This window comes from Psychrobacter sp. Marseille-P5312 (assembly GCF_900291405.1).
In the GTDB taxonomy this organism is placed as follows: Bacteria; Pseudomonadota; Gammaproteobacteria; order Pseudomonadales; family Moraxellaceae; genus Psychrobacter; species Psychrobacter celer.
On the sequence record NZ_OLML01000001.1, the window covers coordinates 2,528,829 to 2,550,554 of the forward strand.

The 21,726-nt window shown below is 47.3% G+C and carries 23 protein-coding genes; 11 read left to right on the forward strand and 12 right to left on the reverse strand.

Features of this window, described 5'->3' with window-relative positions:
• Window positions 1–41: 41 nt before the first annotated feature.
• Window positions 42–203, reverse strand: a complete 162-nt coding sequence (locus C6W44_RS13425) for a hypothetical protein (protein ID WP_158676722.1) — start codon at window positions 201–203, stop codon at window positions 42–44.
• Between the two features lie 725 nt (window positions 204–928).
• Here C6W44_RS13425 and ftsY point away from each other — a divergent pair.
• Window positions 929–1,984, forward strand: coding sequence for a signal recognition particle-docking protein FtsY (ftsY, locus tag C6W44_RS10945; RefSeq protein ID WP_105246648.1), 1,056 nt, complete (start codon window positions 929–931; stop codon window positions 1,982–1,984).
• Window positions 1,985–2,067: 83 nt separating this feature from the next.
• Complete coding sequence (locus tag C6W44_RS10950; RefSeq protein WP_105245591.1) at window positions 2,068–2,640, forward strand: methylated-DNA--[protein]-cysteine S-methyltransferase; 573 nt, start codon at window positions 2,068–2,070, stop codon at window positions 2,638–2,640.
• Window positions 2,641–2,755: 115 nt separating this feature from the next.
• Here the strand turns inward: C6W44_RS10950 and C6W44_RS10955 are convergent, their stop codons facing one another.
• On the reverse strand, window positions 2,756–3,505 hold the full coding sequence (locus C6W44_RS10955; RefSeq protein WP_105245593.1) for a YebC/PmpR family DNA-binding transcriptional regulator: 750 nt from the start codon (window positions 3,503–3,505) through the stop codon (window positions 2,756–2,758).
• A 333-nt stretch (window positions 3,506–3,838) separates the two neighbouring features.
• Between C6W44_RS10955 and C6W44_RS10960 the strand changes: the two genes are divergently transcribed.
• Entirely contained in the window at window positions 3,839–4,669 is an 831-nt protein-coding gene (locus C6W44_RS10960) for an ion transporter (protein ID WP_105245595.1), read from the forward strand.
• Here the strand turns inward: C6W44_RS10960 and C6W44_RS10965 are convergent.
• Window positions 4,666–5,976, reverse strand: coding sequence for an ABC1 kinase family protein (locus C6W44_RS10965; protein ID WP_105245597.1), 1,311 nt, complete (start codon window positions 5,974–5,976; stop codon window positions 4,666–4,668). The genes C6W44_RS10960 and C6W44_RS10965 overlap by 4 nt on opposite strands.
• Window positions 5,977–6,116: 140 nt before the next feature.
• On the reverse strand, window positions 6,117–6,644 hold the full coding sequence (gene aroQ / locus C6W44_RS10970; protein WP_105245599.1) for a type II 3-dehydroquinate dehydratase: 528 nt from the start codon (window positions 6,642–6,644) through the stop codon (window positions 6,117–6,119).
• Between the two features lie 339 nt (window positions 6,645–6,983).
• Between aroQ and C6W44_RS10975 the strand changes: the two genes are divergently transcribed.
• Window positions 6,984–7,199: a cold-shock protein gene (locus C6W44_RS10975; RefSeq protein ID WP_075100936.1), complete on the forward strand. Its 216-nt coding sequence runs from the start codon at window positions 6,984–6,986 to the stop codon at window positions 7,197–7,199.
• 265 nt (window positions 7,200–7,464) lie between these two features.
• A complete protein-coding gene (locus tag C6W44_RS10980; RefSeq protein WP_105245601.1) occupies window positions 7,465–8,619 on the forward strand; it encodes a DEAD/DEAH box helicase in 1,155 nt (384 codons plus the stop codon).
• A gap of 207 nt (window positions 8,620–8,826) precedes the next feature.
• Here C6W44_RS10980 and C6W44_RS10985 read toward each other — a convergent pair whose 3' ends face one another.
• Together C6W44_RS10985 and ccoS are read right to left on the reverse strand one after the other, a co-directional pair.
• Entirely contained in the window at window positions 8,827–9,705 is an 879-nt protein-coding gene (locus C6W44_RS10985) for a sulfite exporter TauE/SafE family protein (RefSeq protein ID WP_105245603.1), read from the reverse strand.
• Window positions 9,706–9,817: 112 nt separating this feature from the next.
• Entirely contained in the window at window positions 9,818–10,063 is a 246-nt protein-coding gene (ccoS, locus tag C6W44_RS10990; RefSeq protein ID WP_105245605.1) for a cbb3-type cytochrome oxidase assembly protein CcoS, read from the reverse strand.
• Between the two features lie 301 nt (window positions 10,064–10,364).
• Between ccoS and C6W44_RS10995 the strand changes: the two genes are divergently transcribed.
• Complete coding sequence (locus tag C6W44_RS10995) at window positions 10,365–11,441, forward strand: RNA-guided endonuclease InsQ/TnpB family protein (RefSeq protein WP_105245608.1); 1,077 nt, start codon at window positions 10,365–10,367, stop codon at window positions 11,439–11,441.
• Between the two features lie 70 nt (window positions 11,442–11,511).
• Here C6W44_RS10995 and C6W44_RS11000 read toward each other — a convergent pair whose 3' ends face one another.
• The 5 genes from C6W44_RS11000 to ilvA all read right to left on the reverse strand — a co-directional run bounded on the left by C6W44_RS11000 (window position 11,512) and on the right by ilvA (window position 16,526).
• Complete coding sequence (locus tag C6W44_RS11000) at window positions 11,512–12,345, reverse strand: YdcF family protein (RefSeq protein WP_227526425.1); 834 nt, start codon at window positions 12,343–12,345, stop codon at window positions 11,512–11,514.
• Entirely contained in the window at window positions 12,329–13,474 is a 1,146-nt protein-coding gene (gene murB, locus C6W44_RS11005) for a UDP-N-acetylmuramate dehydrogenase (RefSeq protein ID WP_105245610.1), read from the reverse strand. The genes C6W44_RS11000 and murB overlap by 17 nt, the downstream gene beginning before the upstream one ends.
• A 93-nt stretch (window positions 13,475–13,567) precedes the next feature.
• The gene (locus C6W44_RS11010; RefSeq protein WP_105245611.1) at window positions 13,568–14,065 is read right to left on the reverse strand and encodes a low molecular weight protein-tyrosine-phosphatase; all 498 of its coding nucleotides are present in this window, start codon (window positions 14,063–14,065) and stop codon (window positions 13,568–13,570) included.
• 207 nt (window positions 14,066–14,272) lie between these two features.
• Window positions 14,273–14,716 carry an RNA-binding S4 domain-containing protein gene (locus tag C6W44_RS11015; protein WP_105245613.1) on the reverse strand — a complete coding sequence of 148 codons (444 nt, stop codon included), beginning with the start codon at window positions 14,714–14,716 and terminating at the stop codon, window positions 14,273–14,275.
• A gap of 256 nt (window positions 14,717–14,972) precedes the next feature.
• Window positions 14,973–16,526: a threonine ammonia-lyase, biosynthetic gene (gene ilvA / locus C6W44_RS11020; RefSeq protein WP_105245615.1), complete on the reverse strand. Its 1,554-nt coding sequence runs from the start codon at window positions 16,524–16,526 to the stop codon at window positions 14,973–14,975.
• A gap of 256 nt (window positions 16,527–16,782) precedes the next feature.
• Between ilvA and C6W44_RS11025 the strand changes: the two genes are divergently transcribed.
• The 5 genes from C6W44_RS11025 (at window position 16,783) to rpiA (ending at window position 20,500) form a co-directional block, all read left to right on the forward strand.
• Window positions 16,783–17,145, forward strand: coding sequence for an ArsR/SmtB family transcription factor (locus tag C6W44_RS11025; RefSeq protein ID WP_105245617.1), 363 nt, complete (start codon window positions 16,783–16,785; stop codon window positions 17,143–17,145).
• 43 nt (window positions 17,146–17,188) lie between these two features.
• A complete protein-coding gene (gene arsC, locus C6W44_RS11030) occupies window positions 17,189–17,599 on the forward strand; it encodes an arsenate reductase (glutaredoxin) (RefSeq protein ID WP_105245619.1) in 411 nt (136 codons plus the stop codon).
• Window positions 17,583–18,341 (forward strand): arsenical resistance protein ArsH, encoded by a 759-nt coding sequence (arsH, locus tag C6W44_RS11035; protein ID WP_105245622.1) that lies wholly within the window; start codon window positions 17,583–17,585, stop codon window positions 18,339–18,341. Before arsC ends, arsH begins: the two co-directional genes overlap by 17 nt.
• A gap of 43 nt (window positions 18,342–18,384) precedes the next feature.
• Entirely contained in the window at window positions 18,385–19,695 is a 1,311-nt protein-coding gene (locus tag C6W44_RS11040) for an arsenic transporter (RefSeq protein ID WP_105245624.1), read from the forward strand.
• Between the two features lie 145 nt (window positions 19,696–19,840).
• Window positions 19,841–20,500 (forward strand): ribose-5-phosphate isomerase RpiA, encoded by a 660-nt coding sequence (rpiA, locus tag C6W44_RS11045; protein ID WP_105245626.1) that lies wholly within the window; start codon window positions 19,841–19,843, stop codon window positions 20,498–20,500.
• A 136-nt stretch (window positions 20,501–20,636) separates the two neighbouring features.
• Here rpiA and argF read toward each other — a convergent pair whose 3' ends face one another.
• Complete coding sequence (gene argF / locus C6W44_RS11050) at window positions 20,637–21,560, reverse strand: ornithine carbamoyltransferase (RefSeq protein WP_105245628.1); 924 nt, start codon at window positions 21,558–21,560, stop codon at window positions 20,637–20,639.
• Window positions 21,561–21,726 lie beyond the last annotated feature (166 nt).

Sequence of the window (21,726 nt, forward strand, 5' to 3'; positions counted from 1 at the left end):
CAATCAATCAGACGTGTGATTCATGGCGAAAAAGCACCCAGTTAGATAGACTTGTGCGCCCCAACCATGACGCTGGCAGTCGGCTTGATTTCTTGAGTCGTGCTACACCCAGTCATCGAGAAGGCGATGCTCGTCAATAATAATGCCGAACCGATGCTGGTGATTTTTTTGCTCAGGCGTTTATGATAAGAAAGTAGTGACATAATTGTTTCCAAAAATAATGATGAAAGATGACTGTGTTTGGATAAGGCAGTCTTTAAATAAGACTCTGTAGAGTAGGCGAAGTCTGAAAGATATAAGGTCGGACTTTTGTGTCCAAACCTTAAGCCAAACTTACTTGGCATCACGCCTGAATCCTCATACCCAAAGCATTTATCGATTGTCCGACATGGTAGAGCAGAGCGCACTTGTAATTATGCTAAACTAGACCAAAATAATCCGCCACGCTGGGATTTGTCGATAGCGAAAACGGATTACATACCAAACCATTTAAAATAATCAAATTATTGATAGCAACAACTTTTAGGGCAAGCTTATGAATAACCCAAATAATAGCAGTCGTGTGGTCATCAATCTAGATGGCGATCTAGACGATTTAGATGACGATGATATTACCTTACCCAGTCTGCCAGCGCAATCGGTGCCCATTATCGATGAGCCTGAACATCAAGAGGATCCTCACACAGCACAAAAGGACACAACTGCGGTTACAAATGGCTCTTCGGCAGATAGTGCAGATAATGTCGCTTTAGGCGCGCCCATCGTGACGCTTGATGAGCAAGGTGACATCAGTCACACATCGACGACGCATACTGAAACGGGTGAGCACGCGGTCGATGATACTAAAGAGAGTGATAATAACACCAGTGATCACGCCGTATCAGCACCGCCGCAGCCTAAGCCAAGTACCGTTTCCACTATCCCGGCCATGCCATTGCAAGAAAAACTAGGCGATAGCCAAAGTGTTAGTGCTACTCGTACGCCTGCAGCCAGTCAGCCTACATCTGAATCAGCAGAGGCGGTAGAAGACAAAAAGGTAGAAGGCAAGAAGAAAGGCAGCTGGTTTAGCCGTATGAAAACGGGGCTAAGTAAGTCACGTAAAAACCTAGCCGAAGGCATGGTCAACATTCTGATCGGCGGCAAGGAGATCGATGACGAGCTGTTAGAAGAGGTCGAAGATCAACTACTGGTCGCCGATATCGGAGTCAATGCCACCAATCGTATCATCAAAAGTCTCACCGAGCAGACCGACCGTGGTGACTTGATTTATGCCCACTCCCTTTATAAAGCGCTACAAAATGAGCTGGTTGATATCTTAACGCCAAAGGTTGCACCGCTGCTTATTGACACCAGTAAAAAGCCCTTTGTTATTTTGGTGGTCGGCGTCAACGGTGTCGGAAAAACCACCACCATTGGTAAGCTTGCCAAGCGCCTACAAGGCGAGGGCAAATCTGTCATGCTCGCGGCAGGTGATACCTTCCGCGCGGCAGCCACCGAGCAGCTACAAATCTGGGGTGAGCGAAACGACATACCAGTCGTGGCCCAGGGTCATGGCTCTGACAGTGCGTCGGTGATTTTTGATGCCATGCAATCGGCTAAAGCCAAAAACATCGATGTGTTAATCGCTGATACGGCTGGGCGCTTGCAAAACAAGACTCATTTGATGGCGGAGCTTGAAAAGGTGGTGCGTGTCATGCGAAAAGCTGATCCTAGCGCGCCGCACGAAGGCATGATCGTTCTCGATGCAGGCACCGGACAAAACGCCATCAATCAGGTCGAGCTGTTTAATAAAGTTGTGCCATTGACTGGGATCACCGTCACCAAACTAGACGGTACGGCCAAAGGCGGAGTGGTCTTTAATATCGCTGAAACGACGGACGTGCCGATTCGCTATATTGGCGTGGGAGAGTCGATTGATGACTTGCGTGCCTTTAGTCCTAAGCAGTTTGTCGCCGCTTTATTTGAAACCGATGACAAAGCGTAGCACTGCTAGCATGATTTGGGTGAACAAGCAAAATAGTGATGACCCAAAACGAGTGAGCGTATCAGTAGGAGCAAGGAGGCATCATGATAGTCACTGAAGCGGCATTTGCATCGCACCGAGTCGCATTGATTGCGAATGGGCATGCGCAGGATACGCCTAGGTTGGTGGAGGTCAACTGGCTGCAAGCAGGGGACAGTTGGCATTCTTCAAAGTCCATTGCTAAGCTAAAAAAACATCATGGTCTTTGTGATAAAGACTTTAGCTTTATCGCAAAAAATAGCCTAAGCAAAACTAAGCCAGCTCAAGCGTTACTTATTGACACCATCACACAGCTCACCGCGTACTTTAGCGGCGCGCGGCAGACCTTTGATTTGCCGCTAGACATGAATCTGGGTACCGAGTTTCAGCAGCGGGTGTGGCAGGCTTTGCAAGGCATCGATTATGGTGAGGCCATCAGCTATGCTGAGCTAGCAAAGCGAGTGGGTAGCCCAAAAGGCTTTCGCGCGGTTGCCAATGCCAATGGCAAAAACCCTTTTAGTATTATCGTTCCATGTCATCGCGTGATTGCAAGCGATGGTAAGCTTGGTGGCTATACAGGTGGATTAGATAAGAAGAAATATCTGCTAGCGCTTGAAGGAGTGAAGTGTAGAACGTAAAGATAAACATAACGTTTGAACTATTGAGTGATTGAACAGAAAAAAGCACCAAGCCATTGTCGGTTTGGTGCTTTTTTCTGGGGGTGTTCTTGCCAGTATTTAGTTATTAAGCTGGCTATCCTTCAAGCTGTGCCATGACGTCAGCAGAGAAGTTAACGTTAGTATAAACTTCTTGGACGTCGTCGATGTCTTCGAGCATGTCGATCATTTTCATGACCTTTTCGGCATCTTCGACGTTATCTATCTCAGCGGTGGTAGAGGGTGACATGGTCACTTCTGCATTGTCAGAGACCAAACCTGCGGCATTGAGCGCGTCTTTGACTTGACCAAAGCTTTCCCACTCGGTAATGACCATCAAGCTCTCGCCATTATTTTCGATATCTAAGGCACCAGCATCCAGCGCCGCCATCATGATCTCGTCCTCTAAGCTTGTATCATTAAAGGTAATCTCGCCGCGCTTGGTAAACAGATAAGCCACTGAGCCTGAGGTACCAAGATTGCCATCATGTTTGGTAAAAGCATGACGGACTTCGCTGACGGTTCGATTGAGGTTGTCGGTCATGGTCTCGACCAATACCGCCACGCCGCCGACGCCATAGCCTTCGTAGCTGACTTCTTCCATGTTTTCGTTATCGCCGCCGCCTGTGCCGCGATCGACAGCGCGATTGATGGTATCGCGGGTCATGTTCACCGATAGACCCTTTTCGATAGCGGCACGTAAGCGAGGGTTTTTATCAGGATCAGGGTCACCTTGTTTGGCCGCTGAGACGATCTCACGAATCACTTTGGTGAATACCTTGCCTCTTACCGCATCCTGACGAGCTTTACGGTGTTTGATGTTTGCCCATTTTGAATGGCCTGCCATATGACATCCTTAAGTTTTGCGTGTTATTGGTTGAGCGAAAAAACGGTGAATAACAACCATTTATTACTACATCATCTGTTTTTATTATATGATTGGTCTGTCTATTCAAGGTAGTAGAACTACTGGCACATGAACGATTTGTATGTCGTTGATAGTGCTTTTTTGTTACACTGTGGCAACTTATAGATTGTATTGATTGCTATAAGTGAGCAATATTATAAACCAGTTTTGTGTCTTTTGACCAACTTGCCCTTATTCTGCGTATTTTAATTCATTGGCAGCCTGTCGCCTTTGGGTTGATAGCGCTACTGACTCTATGATGTTACTGACTCTATGAAGCAACCAACCGCTGAAGCCATTACCCATTTGCGTAACCGCATTCATATTATTATCGAAGGGACTGATACCCGTTTGGGTAAGCTGTTTGATATTGTGTTGTTGATTGCGATTTTGGCGAGTGTGGCGGTGGTCATGCTCGACAGTGTGCTCTATATGCGCTTGCAGTATGGCATATTGTTTTTGTACGCAGAGTGGTTTTTTACCATTTTGTTCACCATTGAGTATGCGCTGAGATTGTTTTCAGCGCCCAATCGTTTGCGCTATGCTTTTAGTTTTTTTGGCATTGTCGATTTATTGTCGGTGTTGCCAAGCTATCTAAGCTTGATGTTTGTCGGTGTCCAGTATCTGCTGGTGATACGTGTGTTGCGTATCTTACGTGTGTTTCGTGTCCTCAATCTCAAGGCCTATATGCAGCAAGCGGGATTTTTGGCCTCAGCGCTGCGCACCAGCCAACAAAAAATTACTGTGTTTTTCTTGTCTTTGGTGCTGTTGGTGACGATTTTCGGCTCGATCATTTATGTGGTCGAGGGGCCAGAGAATGGTTTTACCAGTATTCCGCTGTCCATCTATTGGGCGGTTGTCACCATGACTACGGTCGGCTATGGTGATATGTCGCCCAAAACGCCGCTGGGTCAAGCCATTGCGACCATGGTCATGATTACAGGTTACTCTATTATTGCTGTGCCCACAGGGATTTTTACCTCGGAGCTGGCGCGTAATATGCGCCCGCAGCTCAACCCTGTGACCTGTCCAAACTGTGGTAAGTTTGGGCATGCAGTCGGTGCCGACTTTTGTGATCGCTGCGGGCATGCGCTGCACATTTAGGGCGGGGAGGAAGTCAAATAGTCATCGACGAGCGGTGATAAGTCGATAATCACGCCTAGGTTGACCAAGTTCCAATATTGACCAGATACCGTTCGGTCCAGCATCATGGTCATCGCAGACGGCTGAAATTGACCAAAATACTTTAAGGAAGTGCGCATCTGTGTGATGACTTCATGATGTACTTGACTGTTGCCAAAGTCAAAAGCGCCTTCATGATAAGGCGAAATGGATAAAGGTTTTAGCCCGATAGACAGCCACGTTTCATAAAACTCACCTGGGATGTGTTTGTCATCATCGCGGCGGATATCTAGGGCGATTAGGTCTTGCTCAAGCGCGGTGACATCACCTTTGATGGCATGCTGGGCAAAGCGCTTAAACAGCTGCACCTCACTGTCACTATAGCTACGAATGCCGCCAAAATCATAGGCGATGACGCTACCATCTTCCCGAAAGGCAAAGTTGCCAGGATGTGGGTCGCAGTGCATACGGTATAATTCAAACAGCTGGCCTGCGGTAAAATGAAACAAACGCTTGGCGATTTTTTGCTTGATATCATTATCCCATGTTGCCGCGACACTGAGCGTCTCGCCCATCTCTTCTGTCAGTGTCAAGATTCGCTTGGTTGAGTGGCTGCTGATGACCTTGGGAATAATAATACCCGTATCCTCTGCATGAAACGCCCCAAACACGCGCAGATTGTGCGCTTCTTTAATATAGTCTAGCTCATCGTGCAGGCTTTGGCGTATTTCATGAAAAAGCTGCTCTTGCAACTGTTTGCTCATATTGAGTACGCCGGCGATTTTAAGCGCCATACGCACTTGTTTGAGGTCACTGTCGCAGTTTTCATCGACATTGGGGTATTGAACCTTGACGACGACTCTTTGCCCCGATGGCAACACCGCTTTGTGTACTTGCCCGATGGAAGCGGCCGCAAACGGCGTCTCTTCGAATTCACTAAATAATTCTGCTACTGGTGCTTTTAGCTCGCGCTCAATCTGGGCGCGTATCTGAGTATATGGCATCGGCGGCGCGTCTTTTTGGAGTTTTTCTAGCGCCGTTGCCACCTCAGGTGGAAACACGTCTTTATATTGCGAGGCGATTTGTCCCACTTTCATCACCGCACCTTTCATCTCACCCAAGGTCTCAGCGATTTGAATCCCCACATCTTGCATCAGCTCTGAGCGGGCTTGCAGGCGCTTTTCTTCATCGCTTGATAGGTGTTTAAATGAGTTTTTAGCGGCTTTACCGGCGATGCTTGCTGTCATGCCAGCAAGTTTCATAAAGCGTTTTCCGGAGGTTTTTGCCATTCATATCACCTTGTAGGGGGTTGTGTGCTTATCTGTTATTTTATTATTTTAATCAAGTGATTGCTGTTTGACTAGTGTGCCAAAAGTAACCTTGTATGACGACTTTCTTAGCGAGCGCGTAAAACGCAGGCGTCTTTTAGTCATTGGCTGACCAAATAGGTATGGGTCAACCAGTAGTCAAGGGCCATCTGATACCCTTGCTGTCCCAAACCGCAGATCACACCAACCGCGATATCGCTTAAGTAAGAATGCTGGCGAAAAGGCTCACGCGCATGAATATTGGATAAATGTACCTCGATAAAGGGTTTTTGGGTGGCCAATAGTGCATCACGTAGGGCAACGGAGGTATGGGTAAAGGCGGCAGGGTTGATGATGATCGCATCAACTTGCGCCGCTGGATCGGCAAGCAGTCCGTAGTACTGGATATCGTCCACGAGTTGGCCTTCGTGGTTGGATTGGATGCATATCAGTTCAACGCCATGCTCGGCGGCGCGAGCGATCAAACGTTTTTCAATCTCTGCCAGTGTGGTGTGCCCATATATTTCAGGCTCACGTTTGCCGAGTAAGTTTAGGTTGACGCCGTTGACCAGCAATAATTTATAAGAAAGCGTGTTTGAACGATTGGCCTCAAGAGAGTGGACGGCGGCGACAGAAGGAGTGGTGGACATAGTGGTCTCTTTGGTTATCAAATCGGTTAATCATACCAGCTTAGGTCGCGGGCGATAAAAAAATTACGGCAAAAATCTCTCTTATTAGCAAAAAGCAAGTTAAAAGTCTTTATGTTGCTAAAAACCCGTGCTATGATATTTTTTATGCAACAATTCTTGCAAGTTTGTTGCTATTGCCGTTTGTTACTATCGATAGGATAAGCCTACTCAAAGGCTGAACTTAAAGATAGTGGTTAGAACAGTACTCTTAAGTTTTTGATTTCACAATCTTAGACCCCGTTTATATGCAATGTTGCAAAGGAAGTTGGGGCTAAGCGGACTTTTTTAGGAAGTAATATTATGTCAGCTCGTGAGCAAGGTATCGTTAAGTGGTTTAATGACTCAAAAGGCTTTGGTTTCATTCAACGTGACAGCGGAGAAGACATTTTTGTCCATTTCCGTGCGATTCAAGGTGATGGCTATCGTTCTTTAAAAGATGGCGAAAAGGTTGAGTTCAGTGTGGTAGAAGGTGAAAAAGGCCTTCAGGCTGAAGAAGTCAGAAAAATGGAAGAGTAATCTATCCAGTCATTACGGCGGTTTCGCTATAATGTCTGTACAAACTACTGATATACTACTGAGTCAAGCCCGTCTGGTCTTACCTATGCTAAAAAATCGGCATATTAGGTAAGATACGATGTCGGGCTTGGCTTTTTTGTGCTTACGCGATGCGCTGTATATGGGCTGTCAAATATAGGGTCTTAAGAGGATGGCGAGTGAGTCATTCATCAGCGATTAGCCTCTCATTATTTATAATAAGTTATTTGTCTAAAAGGATATTTTTTTGAGTAATTTCAAGAAGTTTACGGATTTACCGTTATCAAATCCGACCCTACGTGCCGTCAGTGATTTGGGTTTTACCGAGCTGACACCTATTCAAGCAAAGATACTGCCGCATACTTTGGCCAATCAAGACGCAATCGGCCAAGCCCAAACAGGGACAGGGAAGACGGCCACGTTTTTATTGACCATTATGGAAGCGTTGTTAAAACGGCCTTTTGCTAGTGACGAAGAGCGTTATTTGGGAGAGCCACGTGCGGTAGTGATGGCACCGACGCGTGAGCTTGCTCAGCAGATATTTGATGACTGTATTGCCTTGACCAAATACACCTCACTGCATAGCGTCTGTATCATGGGTGGCACCAATTATGAAACCCAGCAGCATGAGCTTGAGCGTCAGTACGTGGATATTTTGGTGGCGACGCCAGGGCGTCTGATTGATCTTGCCAATAAAGGCATGGTGTTTTTGGATCGCGTTGAGGTGTTGGTGCTCGATGAAGCAGACCGTATGCTGGATATGGGGTTTATCCCTGACATCAAGCGGTTGGTCGGGCGCATGCCTGCCAATACTGATCGTCAGAGTCTTCTTTTTTCCGCGACCTTCAACCAAGATGTGATGAACTTGGCGTATCGCTGGCTGCATGAGCCGCAGTTTGTTGAGATCGAGCCTGAGCACAAAACCAGTGAGCTGGTCGATCAGCACTTTTATCTATTGACAGAAGATCAAAAGCTGGCGGCCTTGCAGCGCATTATTAGTGATAGCGATGTCGAAAAAGTTATCGTATTTGCCAATCGCAAAGACCAAGTCAAACGCCTCTATCATAAGCTGCGCCAATCTCATAAAGTCGTCATGCTATCGGGCGATGTGATTCAGCAAAAACGCGAGAAGTATTTGCAGCGTTTTAAAGACGGTCATGCTGCTATTTTGGTCGCCACAGACGTCGCAGGTCGCGGGATTCATGTCGATGATATCAGCCATGTGGTCAACTATACCTTGCCTGATCAACCAGATGATTATGTACACCGTATTGGCCGTACTGGCCGCGCTGGACAGACAGGCATTAGTATTAGCTTTGTCAGCGAAGATGATGCGTTCAATATCCCAGCTTTAGAAAAGCATCTGGATACAAAATTTGCGCTAGAGCAGTGGCAAGAGTAGGACGGTATTTGTTGTCTAGACTCGGGCGTGCCCTTATTTTTAACCCATTTAGGTGACTAGCAATTAAATTAAGGACACGCCTTCATACAAAAAGCCCTTAATCTCAGTAATGAGGTTAAGGGCTTTTGGCTAAAGTGTCTTAGTAAAATACGATGATGTCGAAATCAAGACGCGCCTTAGCTGTCGATACTTTTATATGTATGATGTCTACAAAGACGGCTCATGGTGTGCATGATGACTCATGGCGTCATCACTCATATCGTGCATACTATGATCGACTGTGCTATCCATTGCTGGCGTCATGTCATGATCCATTTGGCTCATATCATGATGGGCTGGGCTGTCTGCATCAGACATCATCGCCGAGTGACTACCATGATCCATTTGCCCATGGCCACCGCCGTGTCCACCGTGCATATTTGCCATGACCATAGGGATAGCAACGACAGCCAAGCCAGACAGCACCATGATTGCGCCATTGAGCTGTCTTAGATGAAAGCGGCCAATTTTTTCACGTAACCAGCCGACCGTCTCATGGGTGGCGACCAGCATCGGCACTGTGCCAAGACCAAAGACAAACATCAACGCTGCACCGCCCAAAGGATTGTGAGCCACCACCGCGATGAGTAGGGCGCCATATACCAAACCGCAAGGCAAAAACCCCCAAAGTAGACCAGCTGTCAATGCACGTGGAAAGGTGTTTAGGGGAAAGACCTTTTGGCGTAGCGGGCTGAGATATTGCCAAAAGCGCATACCAAAGCGCTCAAGCTTATTCAAAAAAGGCGCGCCAAGCATGGTCACACCCACAAAGACCAGCACTGCGCCCAGTAAAATACGTGGCAAGCTATTGCCTTTCATGAGAGGTTCTAACACCGTCGTACCGATAAATCCTGCCAGCAGACCTAACAGTGCATAACTGCTCAGACGGCCAAAATGATAAGTAAAGACAAGAGCGCGGCGCTTGGCTGGGCTAATATCTTTCATCGACAGTCCAAAAGCAGTCACCAGTCCGCCGCACATACCCAAGCAATGCGGTGAGCCAAAAAACCCCATTAGTAATGCCGCAACAAGTAACGCTGTGGTCATAGGGTAACTCCTAAAAATAGTAAAAAGTTGGTCTAGTGATATGACACGGCTGATCGTCAAATAACATCATGTCAAAGGACTACCAGCCGTGTATGACTAACGCCTTAATTGTTCAAATTTGATCGCGGTCTTGTGGTTGCACCGATACGCTATCTGAATCATCAGTCTGCTGATGGGTAGTGGCGCGCTCATGAGTCTGCATGGTTTGGCGGCGCTCTTGCCGATCATCTAAAATGATGCGCTGAGAGGCATTGTCTAAATCCTCAAATTGATTGGATTTGACCGCATAACGCACCGCCCAAATGGCAACCACAAACAGCATCAGACTTAATGGAATTAATAAAAATATACTGAGCATGGTAGATCTCTTTTCTAGCAGTTTCTGCTCTTATTATACACTCATTGACCCTACTAGTGGCTGGACAGCTGCCAACTAATAAGCAAGTATGGTCGAATCCAAATAAATCAAATACTCGGAGATTGGTTGCTTAGAGCTTGGAGACATCGCTATCAAGTCATCCAATGAAACGTGATATCGTTTTTATCATCCATCGCCGTAAAACCACATCCTTCTAGGGCGTGGATATCAGGCGTCACCCATTGTCGCTCAATATTGCGAATACCTTGATACCCAAACCCATTGAGATCATAATTATTCCATGAAAACGCTCAAGCTACGCATCAAAGACAAACACGCCACTCAGCTCAATATCTTGGCTGGAGCAGTTAATTTTGTCTGGAATTACGTCAATGAGCTTAGTTTTAAACATTTACAGCGCACAGGCAGATTCTTTTCAGCTTATGATTTGGCCGCTTATACCAAAGGTAGTGGCGAATATCTAAATCTGCACAGCCAAACCCTACAAGCCATCTCTGAAACCCATGCTAAAAGCCGAAAACAGTTTAAAAAAGCCAAACTCAACTGGCGCACCAACAACCCAAAGGCCAAGAGAAGAAGTTTGGGCTGGATTCCCTTTAAAAAGACCGCCATTAAGCACCTAGCAACCCGTCAATCAGGCAAGAAAAGCCTTAAGTCCACTATCCAACTAAGCCTCGCTAAAAGTAAAAAACTTACTATAGACCTATGGGATAGCTATAATCTCTCGCTCTACAACATCAACACCTGTGAGTTGGTACAAGATGTACGAGGCAGATGGTATGCCTGTATCACCGTCAAAGAGTTTCCAAAGATTAAGTGTGGTACTGGCCAAGTCGGTATTGATTTGGGCTGCAAGGATTCAGCGGTCAGTAGTGATGGTGATCAGCTACAAATCAAAGTCACCAATCAATATGCTGAAAAACTGGCCACCGCCCAAAGAGCTAAAAACAAAAAGCGGGTTAAGGCGATTCACGCCAAGATTAAAAACACCCGCCAAGACTTAATCCATAAATTCACCAATAAATTAGTCAAAGCCAACAGCCTAATCGTTGTTGGAAAGATTAAATCAACATCATTCACTTCATCCAAACTGGCCAAATCCGTCTATGATGCTGGTTGGTTTGAGATTAAGCGGCAACTGGATTACAAATGCGCGAACGCAGGTTGCCACTATATCGAAGTCAATGAAGCGTACAGCACCCAAACCTGCTCAAATTGCGGCTCTCGCCAAGACAGTCCGAAAGGTAGATCAGGTCTTGGTATAAGAGTATGGTTTTGTCGTTCTTGTAAAACGACCCATAACAGAGATGTTAATGGAGCAAAAAACATTCTCGCGGTCGGGCTTGGCCGTCTTTAGTAGGAATCCCCTCACTTTAGGGAGGGGAGGAAGTCAAACTGTAAATGGCATGGCCGCGACCATATGAATGCTATTCTTCTTCTATGGTTTGGTTTTCTATAGTTTGGTTTTCTATGGTTTGTTCTGCTTTGGGCGTTGTCTTGGCCACATGGCCTCTAGGCGTCAGTAGTTGCTGCTCGCTTACATCATTGGCGTGGCGACAATCCATCTGAGGCCTTATCACATCGCGCAAGTAGGCGGCTACTTCATACACTGCACGGCGTGAGTGCGTTAAATTCTGCGCAGGTTTGTGCCAGTCGCGTCTTACCGGCAAAGGGGCGATCAGTGGGGTGCTGTTGATACCATTTAGGGCAAATTGTCTGCGCGCACGCGCCATATGATAGCTATCGGTAATCAGATACACGTGATGCAGCGGGATACGCTTGGCGGTAAAGCGCGCGTTTTCGCAGGTGTTCATGCTGGCATTTTCACTGATCAGACCATCAATACCATGCTCGATGAGCCATTGACCAAGCCAAGGCGCTTCTGCCCCGCTTAACACAATAGGTAAGGGTAAGTCATGATAGGCCGTTGCAGCCGTTCGGGCGCGATTGAGACTGTAGCTGTTGAGAATGATTTGATTGTTATGATCATTGGTCAAGCCGCCTCCCAATACCACATAAGCGGTCGGCGGTGAGCTCATGGCAGCTGATGGCATGTTTGGTAGTGGTAATAAGGAGAGGATATAGACGACGGCTTGAGAAAATAAAGGGGTAAATAAGCTAATCAGTAGCAAAATGATGGACGTGGTGCCCAATAAAAAAGTGATATTAATAATACGAAGCAGCTTTAGCAAACGCTCAGCCATGCGCAGATAATGCCGCCATAAGCGTATCGACCATGATGGTTTAGGCCGCATGCTCATCGTACCCAATCGAGCCATCGGCGTTTATCCATACTGGCTCACGTGATAAACGTATGGCAAATTTTTCGTATACCACTTGGGCAATATGGTGCTGCGCGGTGGCCACATCATTTTGCGTCGCCTGATAAGGCTGGTGGTTGGTCAACACAAGGGCCTGCTGCTGATGCGTCATGATGGGTGCAATGCCGCCGCCTTTAAGTCCTGCTTGCTCGATTAACCAGCCAGCCGCAACTTTTATCATCGCATCTGGCATGGGATAGCCGACAATGTCAGGATAGGTGGTTTGCAGCGCTGTAAACTGCGCTTGAGGAATAATAGGGTTTTGGAAAAAACTGCCACAGTTGGGTAGCTGTTTTGGGTTGGGCAGTTTTTGCTGGCGAATATCGATGATCGCTTGCATCACATGCGCTGGGGTGAGGTGCTGATACCCTTGTGCATCGGCATAACGCTGCGCTACTGTCTGTACATCGCCATAGCTGGCCTGTACTTGGGTTTCATGAAGATGCAAGCGAAAGGTCACCCGGCTGATGAGCCAAGTATTGGGCGTGCGCTTAAAGATACTATCGCGATAGCCAAATTGACACTGTGCCGCTGACAGCTGCTGCCATGTTTGAGTAGGCAGATGATAGGCGCGGACATATAGTAAATGGTCTTCGAGCTGTACGCCGTAAGCACCGATGTTTTGTACAGGAGCCGCCCCTGTTAGACCAGGAATCAAGGCTAGGTTTTCAAGACCGTACCAGCCCTGATGGACGGTATAAGTCACCAGGTCATGCCAGTTCTCGCCCGCCATGACCTCGATATCGATATAACTGTCTGTCTGCGCGACCACGTTGATACCGCGCATCATGGGCTGCAATACAGTGGCATCTAGCTTGGTAGGCAGTAACACGTTACTGCCACCTGAGAGGATTAAGAGAGGGCGCTCTTTAATGGCTGCTGTCTTATCTACCATCAACGCGTCAATCTGCGCTTCGTCATGCAAGGTGATGACTGCATCAGCGCTACAGGCTAAGGCCATGGTGTTATGATGAGACAAATCGACGGCATGACGCAGCAGGGCGTCCGCTGGCGAGTGAGTCTGAGTCGCTAAGTGAGCACTTCGCTCAAGACGTGAAACTAAGGTCATAACGTAGCCTATATGGCAGATAAAGAACAAATAATACGGGGTTTATTATAAAGGATACCACTCATAAAAGTAGCAAAAATATGGACCTTATCGCTAGCATGTTTTCCAGCTTTCAATCCAAGCTTGTGCACTTGATTCAATGCGTTTTATGACTTCCTCAAAGTCCTCAGCATCGCCATGATAAGGATCAGGCACATCATCACCGCCATAAGTGGGATCTTCTTCACTAAACAAAGCCAGTTTTGCTAAGGTCTCTTCAGGCTCATCTATCCCGTCCTTTATCGCTTGCAAATTCGCTAGATTTTGAGTGTCCATAGCCAAAATTAAGTCAAAACTCCGAAAATCATCGGCAGTCACTTGCCGAGCCACTAATTTACTAATGTTATAGCCGTGAGATTTGGCATGGCGCTGCGAGCGTTCATCTGGCGCATGACCGATATGCCAGTCGCCCGTGCCTGCTGAGTCTACCTTTAGGGACAGGCCGGCAATCGCTGCTTGCTGCCGAAAAATCTCTTCGGCCGTGGGCGATCGACAGATATTTCCCAAGCAAACCAATAACACAGAAGATGGGGTACAGGCTTTTATCAGCATACTATGACCTTTTATAACAAAAAAAACATGCCATTAAGACCAGCATAGGGGATGCGGCTTATTAGCATGTCAGTGATTAAATAGTCCCTAGCCTAACGGTTAATACATGAAATGGCAAGGGCGAAGAACACGGTGGCATTTGTGACATTCACAGCACGTTTACCAAGAATACCTAGAGTAGGTAGTCCTTGATGTTTCGGGTTTCGATCATGAGTGTTGTTTGTTTTTAAAGCGCTGCAAATCACGACGCTCTTTTTTGTTGGGTTTATTATCAGGACGGGCAAGGTTGGCAAGCTTACGCTGCTCGGCATAGTATGCTCGGCGTTTTTCGCTCTCCTCGGTCTCTGAATATAGCATCTGTGCCGTCGAGGCGTTTCCGCGCTGAGCACTTAGCGCCTCGACGATGACGGTTTTTTCGGTCATGGCAGTGGCCGAGCCTTGACGAATCTGCAACTCGTCACCGACGGCAATCTCTTTACTGGTCTTTACACGGCTGCCAGCATAATGCACACGCCCGCTCTCAATCGCTTCTTTGGCGAGCGTGCGTGTACGATAAAAGCGCGCCGCCCATAGCCATTTATCGATACGCATGCGTGCTATATCTGACTGGCTATGACTTGGTTGATTATGGTTTTTATTGTGTTTACTCATCAAAACCTCATAGATATCAATAAACTATGATCATAAATGGTGCTTTTTTTATAAATTAAAAGAGCAACTTAGTCTGAGGGTGCAATCGATAACGTCCTAATTGGTCAATCTAATAAAGGATACCATCAGCAGATCATAGCACAGTACAGGATAAAAAACGGCTCGTCTTAATAAAGACAAGCCGTTGAGAGTTATACTGTGCCATAAAGTATTGGTCGTCTAAGCTATGTAAACAATGGTGATTGACACATTCTGCTTATTTTAAAAACAACTGATAGGCGATATTATCATTAATCATAGTGCACTCGTAGCCGATATCTAGCAGGGCGTCTTGCAGTTGACGCGAGTTGCTCATCGAGGCTTGTAGGCCAACCAACACGCGACCCTCAGCGGCGCCATGATTGCGATAATGGAACAAGGTGATATTAAAATCATCGCCAAGCTTTTCTAAGAAAGTCAGCAATGCGCCAGGACGCTCGGGAAATACCACTTTTAGTAGCTGCTCGTTTTCGACATGAGCATGGCCACCGATAAGATGGCGGATGTGTGATTTAGCGATGTCATCGTCGGTCAAATCGTGAGCGGTATAGCCATCATCTGCCAGCTGTTTACTGATGGTGTGTCGCTCTTTTTCGCCTTCTTTTAGCGCGATACCGACGAAAATTGAGGCAGGCTCCATCGAGTCTGGTGATTTTTGACTATCGGCGCGGTAGTTAAACTCAGTAATGTTACGTCCGTGCAAACTACGGCAGAAGTTTAAGAAAGCGCCAGTCTGCTCAGGAATGGTCACACCAAAGATGGCTTCTTTTTTCTCACCGATTTCGGTGCGCTCAGCGATATAACGCAGGCGGTCAAAGTTCATGTTAGCGCCGCAGATGATGCCGACGCAGTTTTTGCCTTGCAAATCATGCGCTTTGATGTATTTTTTCATACCAGCGACCGACAGAGCACCCGCTGGTTCAACGATACTACGGTTTTCTTCAAAGACATCTTTGACCGCTGCGCAGACTTCATCGTTAGTACAAGTCACGACTTCTGGTTCGACGATAGGCCCGGAGCCATCGCTTTTTTGCGTGCGCACCACATCAAAGGGCAGCTCACCGATTTGCGCCACCGCTACGCCATCGACAAACAGACCAACTTGCTCAAGCTTAACGCGCTCATTGGCTTCAAGGGCAGCTTTAAGCGAGGCCGATTGTTCCGCTTCTACAGCGATGACTTTGACATGCGGCGCAACTTCACCTAAAAATGCGGCAACCCCTGAGACTAAGCCGCCGCCGCCAACGGCCACAAACACATAATCCATGTTGCGCCACTGCTGCGTGAGCTCAAGCCCAATGGTGCCTTGACCAGCAATCACCAGCTCATCATCATAAGGCGGGATAAAGGTCAGGCCCTCAGTCTTGGCGCGGTTGATCGCATAGCGGTTGGCCTCGTCGAAGCTGTCGCCGTGCAGATCGACATTGCCACCAAGTGCTCTCACCGCATCGACTTTAATGTCTGGCGTAGTGGTGGGCATGACAATGATGTTGTTAAGATTAAGTGTTTTCGCAGAGTAAGCAACCCCTTGCGCATGGTTGCCTGCTGATGCACAAATCACGCCGCGCGCTTTTTGCTCATCGGACAGCTGGCTAATGCGATTATAAGCGCCGCGCAATTTAAAGGATTTGACAGGCTGCAGGTCTTCGCGCTTAAAGCGAATATCATTAGCAAAACGTTGGGTCAGCTTGGGAGCTGCTTCTAGTGGCGTTTGAATAGCAACGTCATAGACGGTGGCTTGCAAGATGGCTCGTACCCAGTGTGATAGCATAATGACCCCTAAAAATTGTCGATAAAAAGTATAGATAACAATAAAAACGAAATAGATTAGCCTATGCTGATTTTACCTATCTTGCAAGACACAATTGCAGTTTTGTGGTGATTTCATGCTGAGCTGGGCAGGAGTGAATGTTTGGCGGTTAAAAGGTAGTCAGCTTGTTTGGGTATCTGATAGAACAGGGCGGTAATCTGACTGGGTATAAACGAAACTTATTGCATTATTCTGATATGTCTGTATTATTGGACATATGGAAATAACTAACGCTATCGCAAGCTTTGCCGCACTGTCTCAAGACACGCGTCTAAAAGCCTTTAAACTACTGGTCAGTCAAGAGCCTGACGGCCTACCTGCAGGTGAAATAGCCCGTCAGCTATGTGTGCCGCATAACACCATGTCCGCGCATTTAGCCGTGCTGGCGCGAGCAGGGTGGGTAGTGTCAAAACGCCAAAGTCGGCAAATTATCTATCGCGCGTCGTTGTCGCATATGGAGGCGGTCGTGCAGTTTTTATTGCAGGACTGCTGCGCAGGACATCCAGAGCTGTGTGCTTCGCTCATAGATAGCTTAAGCGGCTGTGAGGCTGCTAAATCTGATAAAAAAGACAGTCTGTAAAGCACACCCTAATAACTAGATTCAAAAAATAGGTGAAATCGCTATGAAACCCTTGATTTTTCACAACCCCAACTGCGGTACTTCTCGCAATACCCTTGCCATCATAAAGGCATCAGGTGAGCAGCCAGAAGTGGTGGAGTATCTAAAAAACCCGCCGACTCGTGACGAGTTGGTTGACCTATTGGCAAAGATGAATATCTCGCCAAGAGAGTTATTACGTAGTAAAGAAGCCATCAATGATGAGCTGGGCTTAGACAATCCTGAGTTGTCTGATGACCATATTATCGATGCGATGATCGCGCACCCTATCTTAATCAATCGTCCTATCGTGGTCACGGATAAGGGCGCAGCGTTATGCCGACCTTCAGAGCGGGTGTTTGAATTGTTAGAAAATCCAGTGAGCAGCTTTACTAAAGAAGACGGCGAGACGATTTATCATGACAATAGCCAATAATAATCAGCCTCACGCAGAGGGGTCGTTAAAGTTAGATGACCTGCCTAATATTGATGCCAGTCAATTACAACCGATAGATATTGAGTCATTGATTGCCCCAAATAACCCACGTCATCCACCTAAGATACTGGTGCTATACGGGTCATTACGTGAGCGCTCATTTTCTAGATTAGCGGCTGAGGAGGCAAGTCGGCTGCTGCGTTGGTATGGGTGCGAGGTGCGGATGTTCAATCCATCGGGTCTACCGCTACCAGATGATGCTGACAGCAATCACCCAAAGGTGCAAGAGCTGCGCGAGCTGGCGCAGTGGTCAGAGGGCATGCTGTGGGTGAGTCCAGAGCGTCACGGCAGCATCACCAGCATTATGAAAGCACAAATTGATTGGATACCGCTTGCACTGGGCGGCGTACGCCCCACTCAAGGCAAAACCTTGGCAGTGATGCAAGTGAGCGGTGGCAGTCAAAGCTTTAATACCGTCAATCAGCTGCGCATTCTGGGGCGCTGGATGCGCATGATTACTATCCCCAATCAATCCTCGATTCCAAAGGCTTTTTTAGAATTTAACGACGATAACCGCATGGATATGTCGCCCTTATATCTGCGTCTCGTTGATGTCTGTGAGGAGCTGGTGAAGTTCACTTGGCTCACTCGTGGACGCTCGGCCTATCTGACCGACAGATACTCTGAGCGGGTGGAAAGTGCTGAAGCAGTATCACAGCGCGTCAATCAAAAGTCGCTGTAATCTCTCCTAGTTATAATCAACACGCCGTAAATAAGGTTGTACCATGCTCGCATTCATTATCTTTATCGTGACTTTGGTTTTGGTGATATGGCAGCCTAAAGGTTTGGGCATTGGTTGGAGCGCGCTGGGAGGAGCCTTGGTTGCCTTGGCTTTTGGTGTAGTGCAGTTATCCGATGTCGGTATTGTATGGGACATCGTTTGGGATGCGACTTTTACCTTCGTGGCGCTAATTATCATCTCGCTTATCTTAGACAGAGCGGGATTTTTTGGTTGGGCGGCGCTACATGTGGCGAGACTGGGCAATGGGCAGGGACGGTTGTTGTTTCCCATGATTGTGATATTGGGCGCGTTTATCTCCGCGTTTTTTGCCAATGATGGCGCTGCATTACTTCTAACACCGATTGTCATCGCTATCTTGCTCCGGCTTAAGTTTTCACCGCCATCGGCATTGGCTTTTATCATAGCGACGGGCTTTATCGCTGATACCGCAAGTTTGCCGTTAGTGACTTCTAATCTGGTTAATATCGTCAGCGCCAATTATTTTGATATCAGCTTTGGACGTTATGCGGCGGTCATGGTGCCAGTCAATATTGTCTCTGTCATCGCAACATTAGCAGTGCTGTGGGGAGTCTATGCGCGCCAAATTCCAACACAATATTCCATTGCCAATCTTAGCGCACCTGCATCCGCTATCGAAGATCCGCTGGTGTTTAAAGCCGCCTTTCCGCTACTTGCTTTGTTATTGGTTGCTTATTTTGCCACCGAGCCATTAGGTATTCCTATCTCCTTCGTGACTGGCGTTGCTGCGCTGATGCTGATAGTAATTGCAGGTCGCTGGTGGCAAGGTGGTCGGGGTGCTGTTGTTTCTGTATCTGACGTCGTACGTAACGCGCCTTGGCAAATCGTCTTGTTTTCAATCGGTATGTACTTGGTGGTTTATGGCTTGGGTAACGCAGGACTGACGGCTTATGGTGCTCAAATACTCAACTGGTTAGGGCAGCAAGGCAATATCATCGCCACAGTAGGCACAGGATTTCTTTCAGCGATTGTGGCTTCTATTATGAATAACATGCCATCTACCTTGGTAGGCGCGCTGGCTATCGATAGCGCGCAAGTACCCGCAGCGACTCGTGAGCTGATGATTTATGCCAATGTGATTGGCAATGATCTGGGGCCGAAGTTTACGCCCATTGGCAGTCTTGCGACCTTGTTATGGCTGCATGTCTTAGCAGAAAAGGGCTATAAAATCAGCTGGGGGCAGTATATGAAAATCGGCCTGCTTATTACGCCGCCAGTATTATTAGCGACGCTGTTAGCGTTAGTGTTTTGGTTGCCTCATGTCTCTGGGGTTTAAAAGGCATTTATATGGGTTATCAATTCCGGGTGGAAGACCTCATTATTAGAACTGGTTTTACGCTGACATATCTAATAAGCATCAGTTATAATATGAGCGCCTTTTAACTTTTAAGACAATACGTTTATTCTGTCAAGGATTTATGATGAGTGATCAGCAAGCACAAAAGCAAGCCGCAGCCAAAGCTGCTCTAAGTTATATCGAAGATAACATGATACTTGGCGTAGGGACAGGTAGTACGGTGAACTGCCTGATTGAGCTATTGCCGCAGGTCAAGCTTGCTGGTGCTGTTGCCAGCTCACAGGTGACAGAAGACAAATTGCGTGCTTTGGGTATCGAGATTGTCGATCTAAACTTTGCCGGCCAGCTTGATGTCTATATCGATGGTGCTGATGAGGTTAATGCCCATCTGCAACTAATCAAAGGCGGCGGCGGCGCGCTGACGCGTGAAAAAATCGTCGCTGCAGCGTCTAATAAATTCGTCTGTATGGTCGATGAGAGCAAACGCGTCGATATACTAGGCCGATCGTTTCCTGTACCGATCGAAGTCTTGCCGCAAGCGCGCTCCTATGTGGCGCGTCAGCTAGCACAAATGGGCGGTGAGCCAGTCTACCGTGAGGACTTTGTCACCGATTATGGCAATGTCATTCTCGACACTTATGACTTAGATGTCAGCAATCCTATAGCGCTTGAAAAAGAGCTAAACAATATCGTCGGTGTGGTCTGTAATGGCATCTTTGCCGCCAATCAAGCCGATGTTTTGCTAAAGGCCAGTAGTAATGGGGTTGAAACGATAACGCGTTAATAGGCGTCATTATTTATCGTTAAACTTTTGAAGCTAGAACTTAAAACTAAGAAAAGGCAGACTACTATAAGTAATCTGCCTTTTTGCTATTTGTTTTAAAAAAGATTTGCTTTTAAACAAATCGATTATCGATCAGCTAAACCGATAGTTTAATCTTATCCTTGAGCAAAAACTCCATCAGGGCCTTTTGCGCATGTAAGCGGTTTTCGGCTTCGTCCCAGACCACGGAGCGCGGATCATCAAGCATGTCGTGAGAGATTTCTTCGCCGCGGTGCGCAGGCAAGCAGTGCATAAACACCACGTCAGGGTCGGCTTTATCAAGCAGTGAGGGCGTCACTTGATAGGGTGCAAAGCGGCGCGCGCGAGTGTTTTGCTCAGACTCTTGACCCATACTGGCCCAGACGTCGGTGACGATAAGGTGCGAGTCTTTTGCCGCATCTTGCACATCTTCGACTAGGCTGACGCAATGCGAGAAACGCTCCATCAGCTTAGGGTCAGGCTCAAAGCCGTAAGGCGCGGCCACGCGTAGCTCAAAGCCGAACTGACTCGCCGCTTGCATGTAGGAGGCGCACATATTGTTGCCATCGCCAACCCAAGTGACGATTTTATTTTTGATACTACCGCGATGCTCATAGAAGGTTTGCATGTCGGCGAGCAATTGGCAAGGGTGGAATTCATCGGTCAGCGCATTGATAATCGGCACACTAGAGTACTCAGCAAAAGTCTCGACTTTTTCGTGACCAAAGGTACGAATCATGATGATATCGACCATGCTTGAGATGACGCGTGCAGAGTCCTCTAGCGGCTCACCGCGGCCAAGCTGGGTATCATTGGGTGATAAAAAGATGGCGCTACCGCCAAATTGCCCCATGCCGGTCTCAAACGAGATACGCGTACGAGTAGAGGATTTTTCAAAAATCATGCCAAGCGTACGGCCAACAAAAGGCTGATAGACCTCGCCTGCATGTTGCATCTTACGTAATTCGCTTGCGCGTTTGATAAGGATTTCTAGTTCTTGTTGGGTTAAATCAGATAAAGTCAAAAAATGGCGCAAACTCATAGTAGTCCTAGCAGTCGATCGCAGTCAGTGAAACGTTATCAGTCTTGTGCAGCAGCGCTCAACGCGCACACTGGGGTGACAACAAACTTTTAGTATAGCGCAATTAGGCCCAATGTAAACGGCCAATTTTCTCAAGTCAGCACCCTTTCATATGGCTGCGGTATTA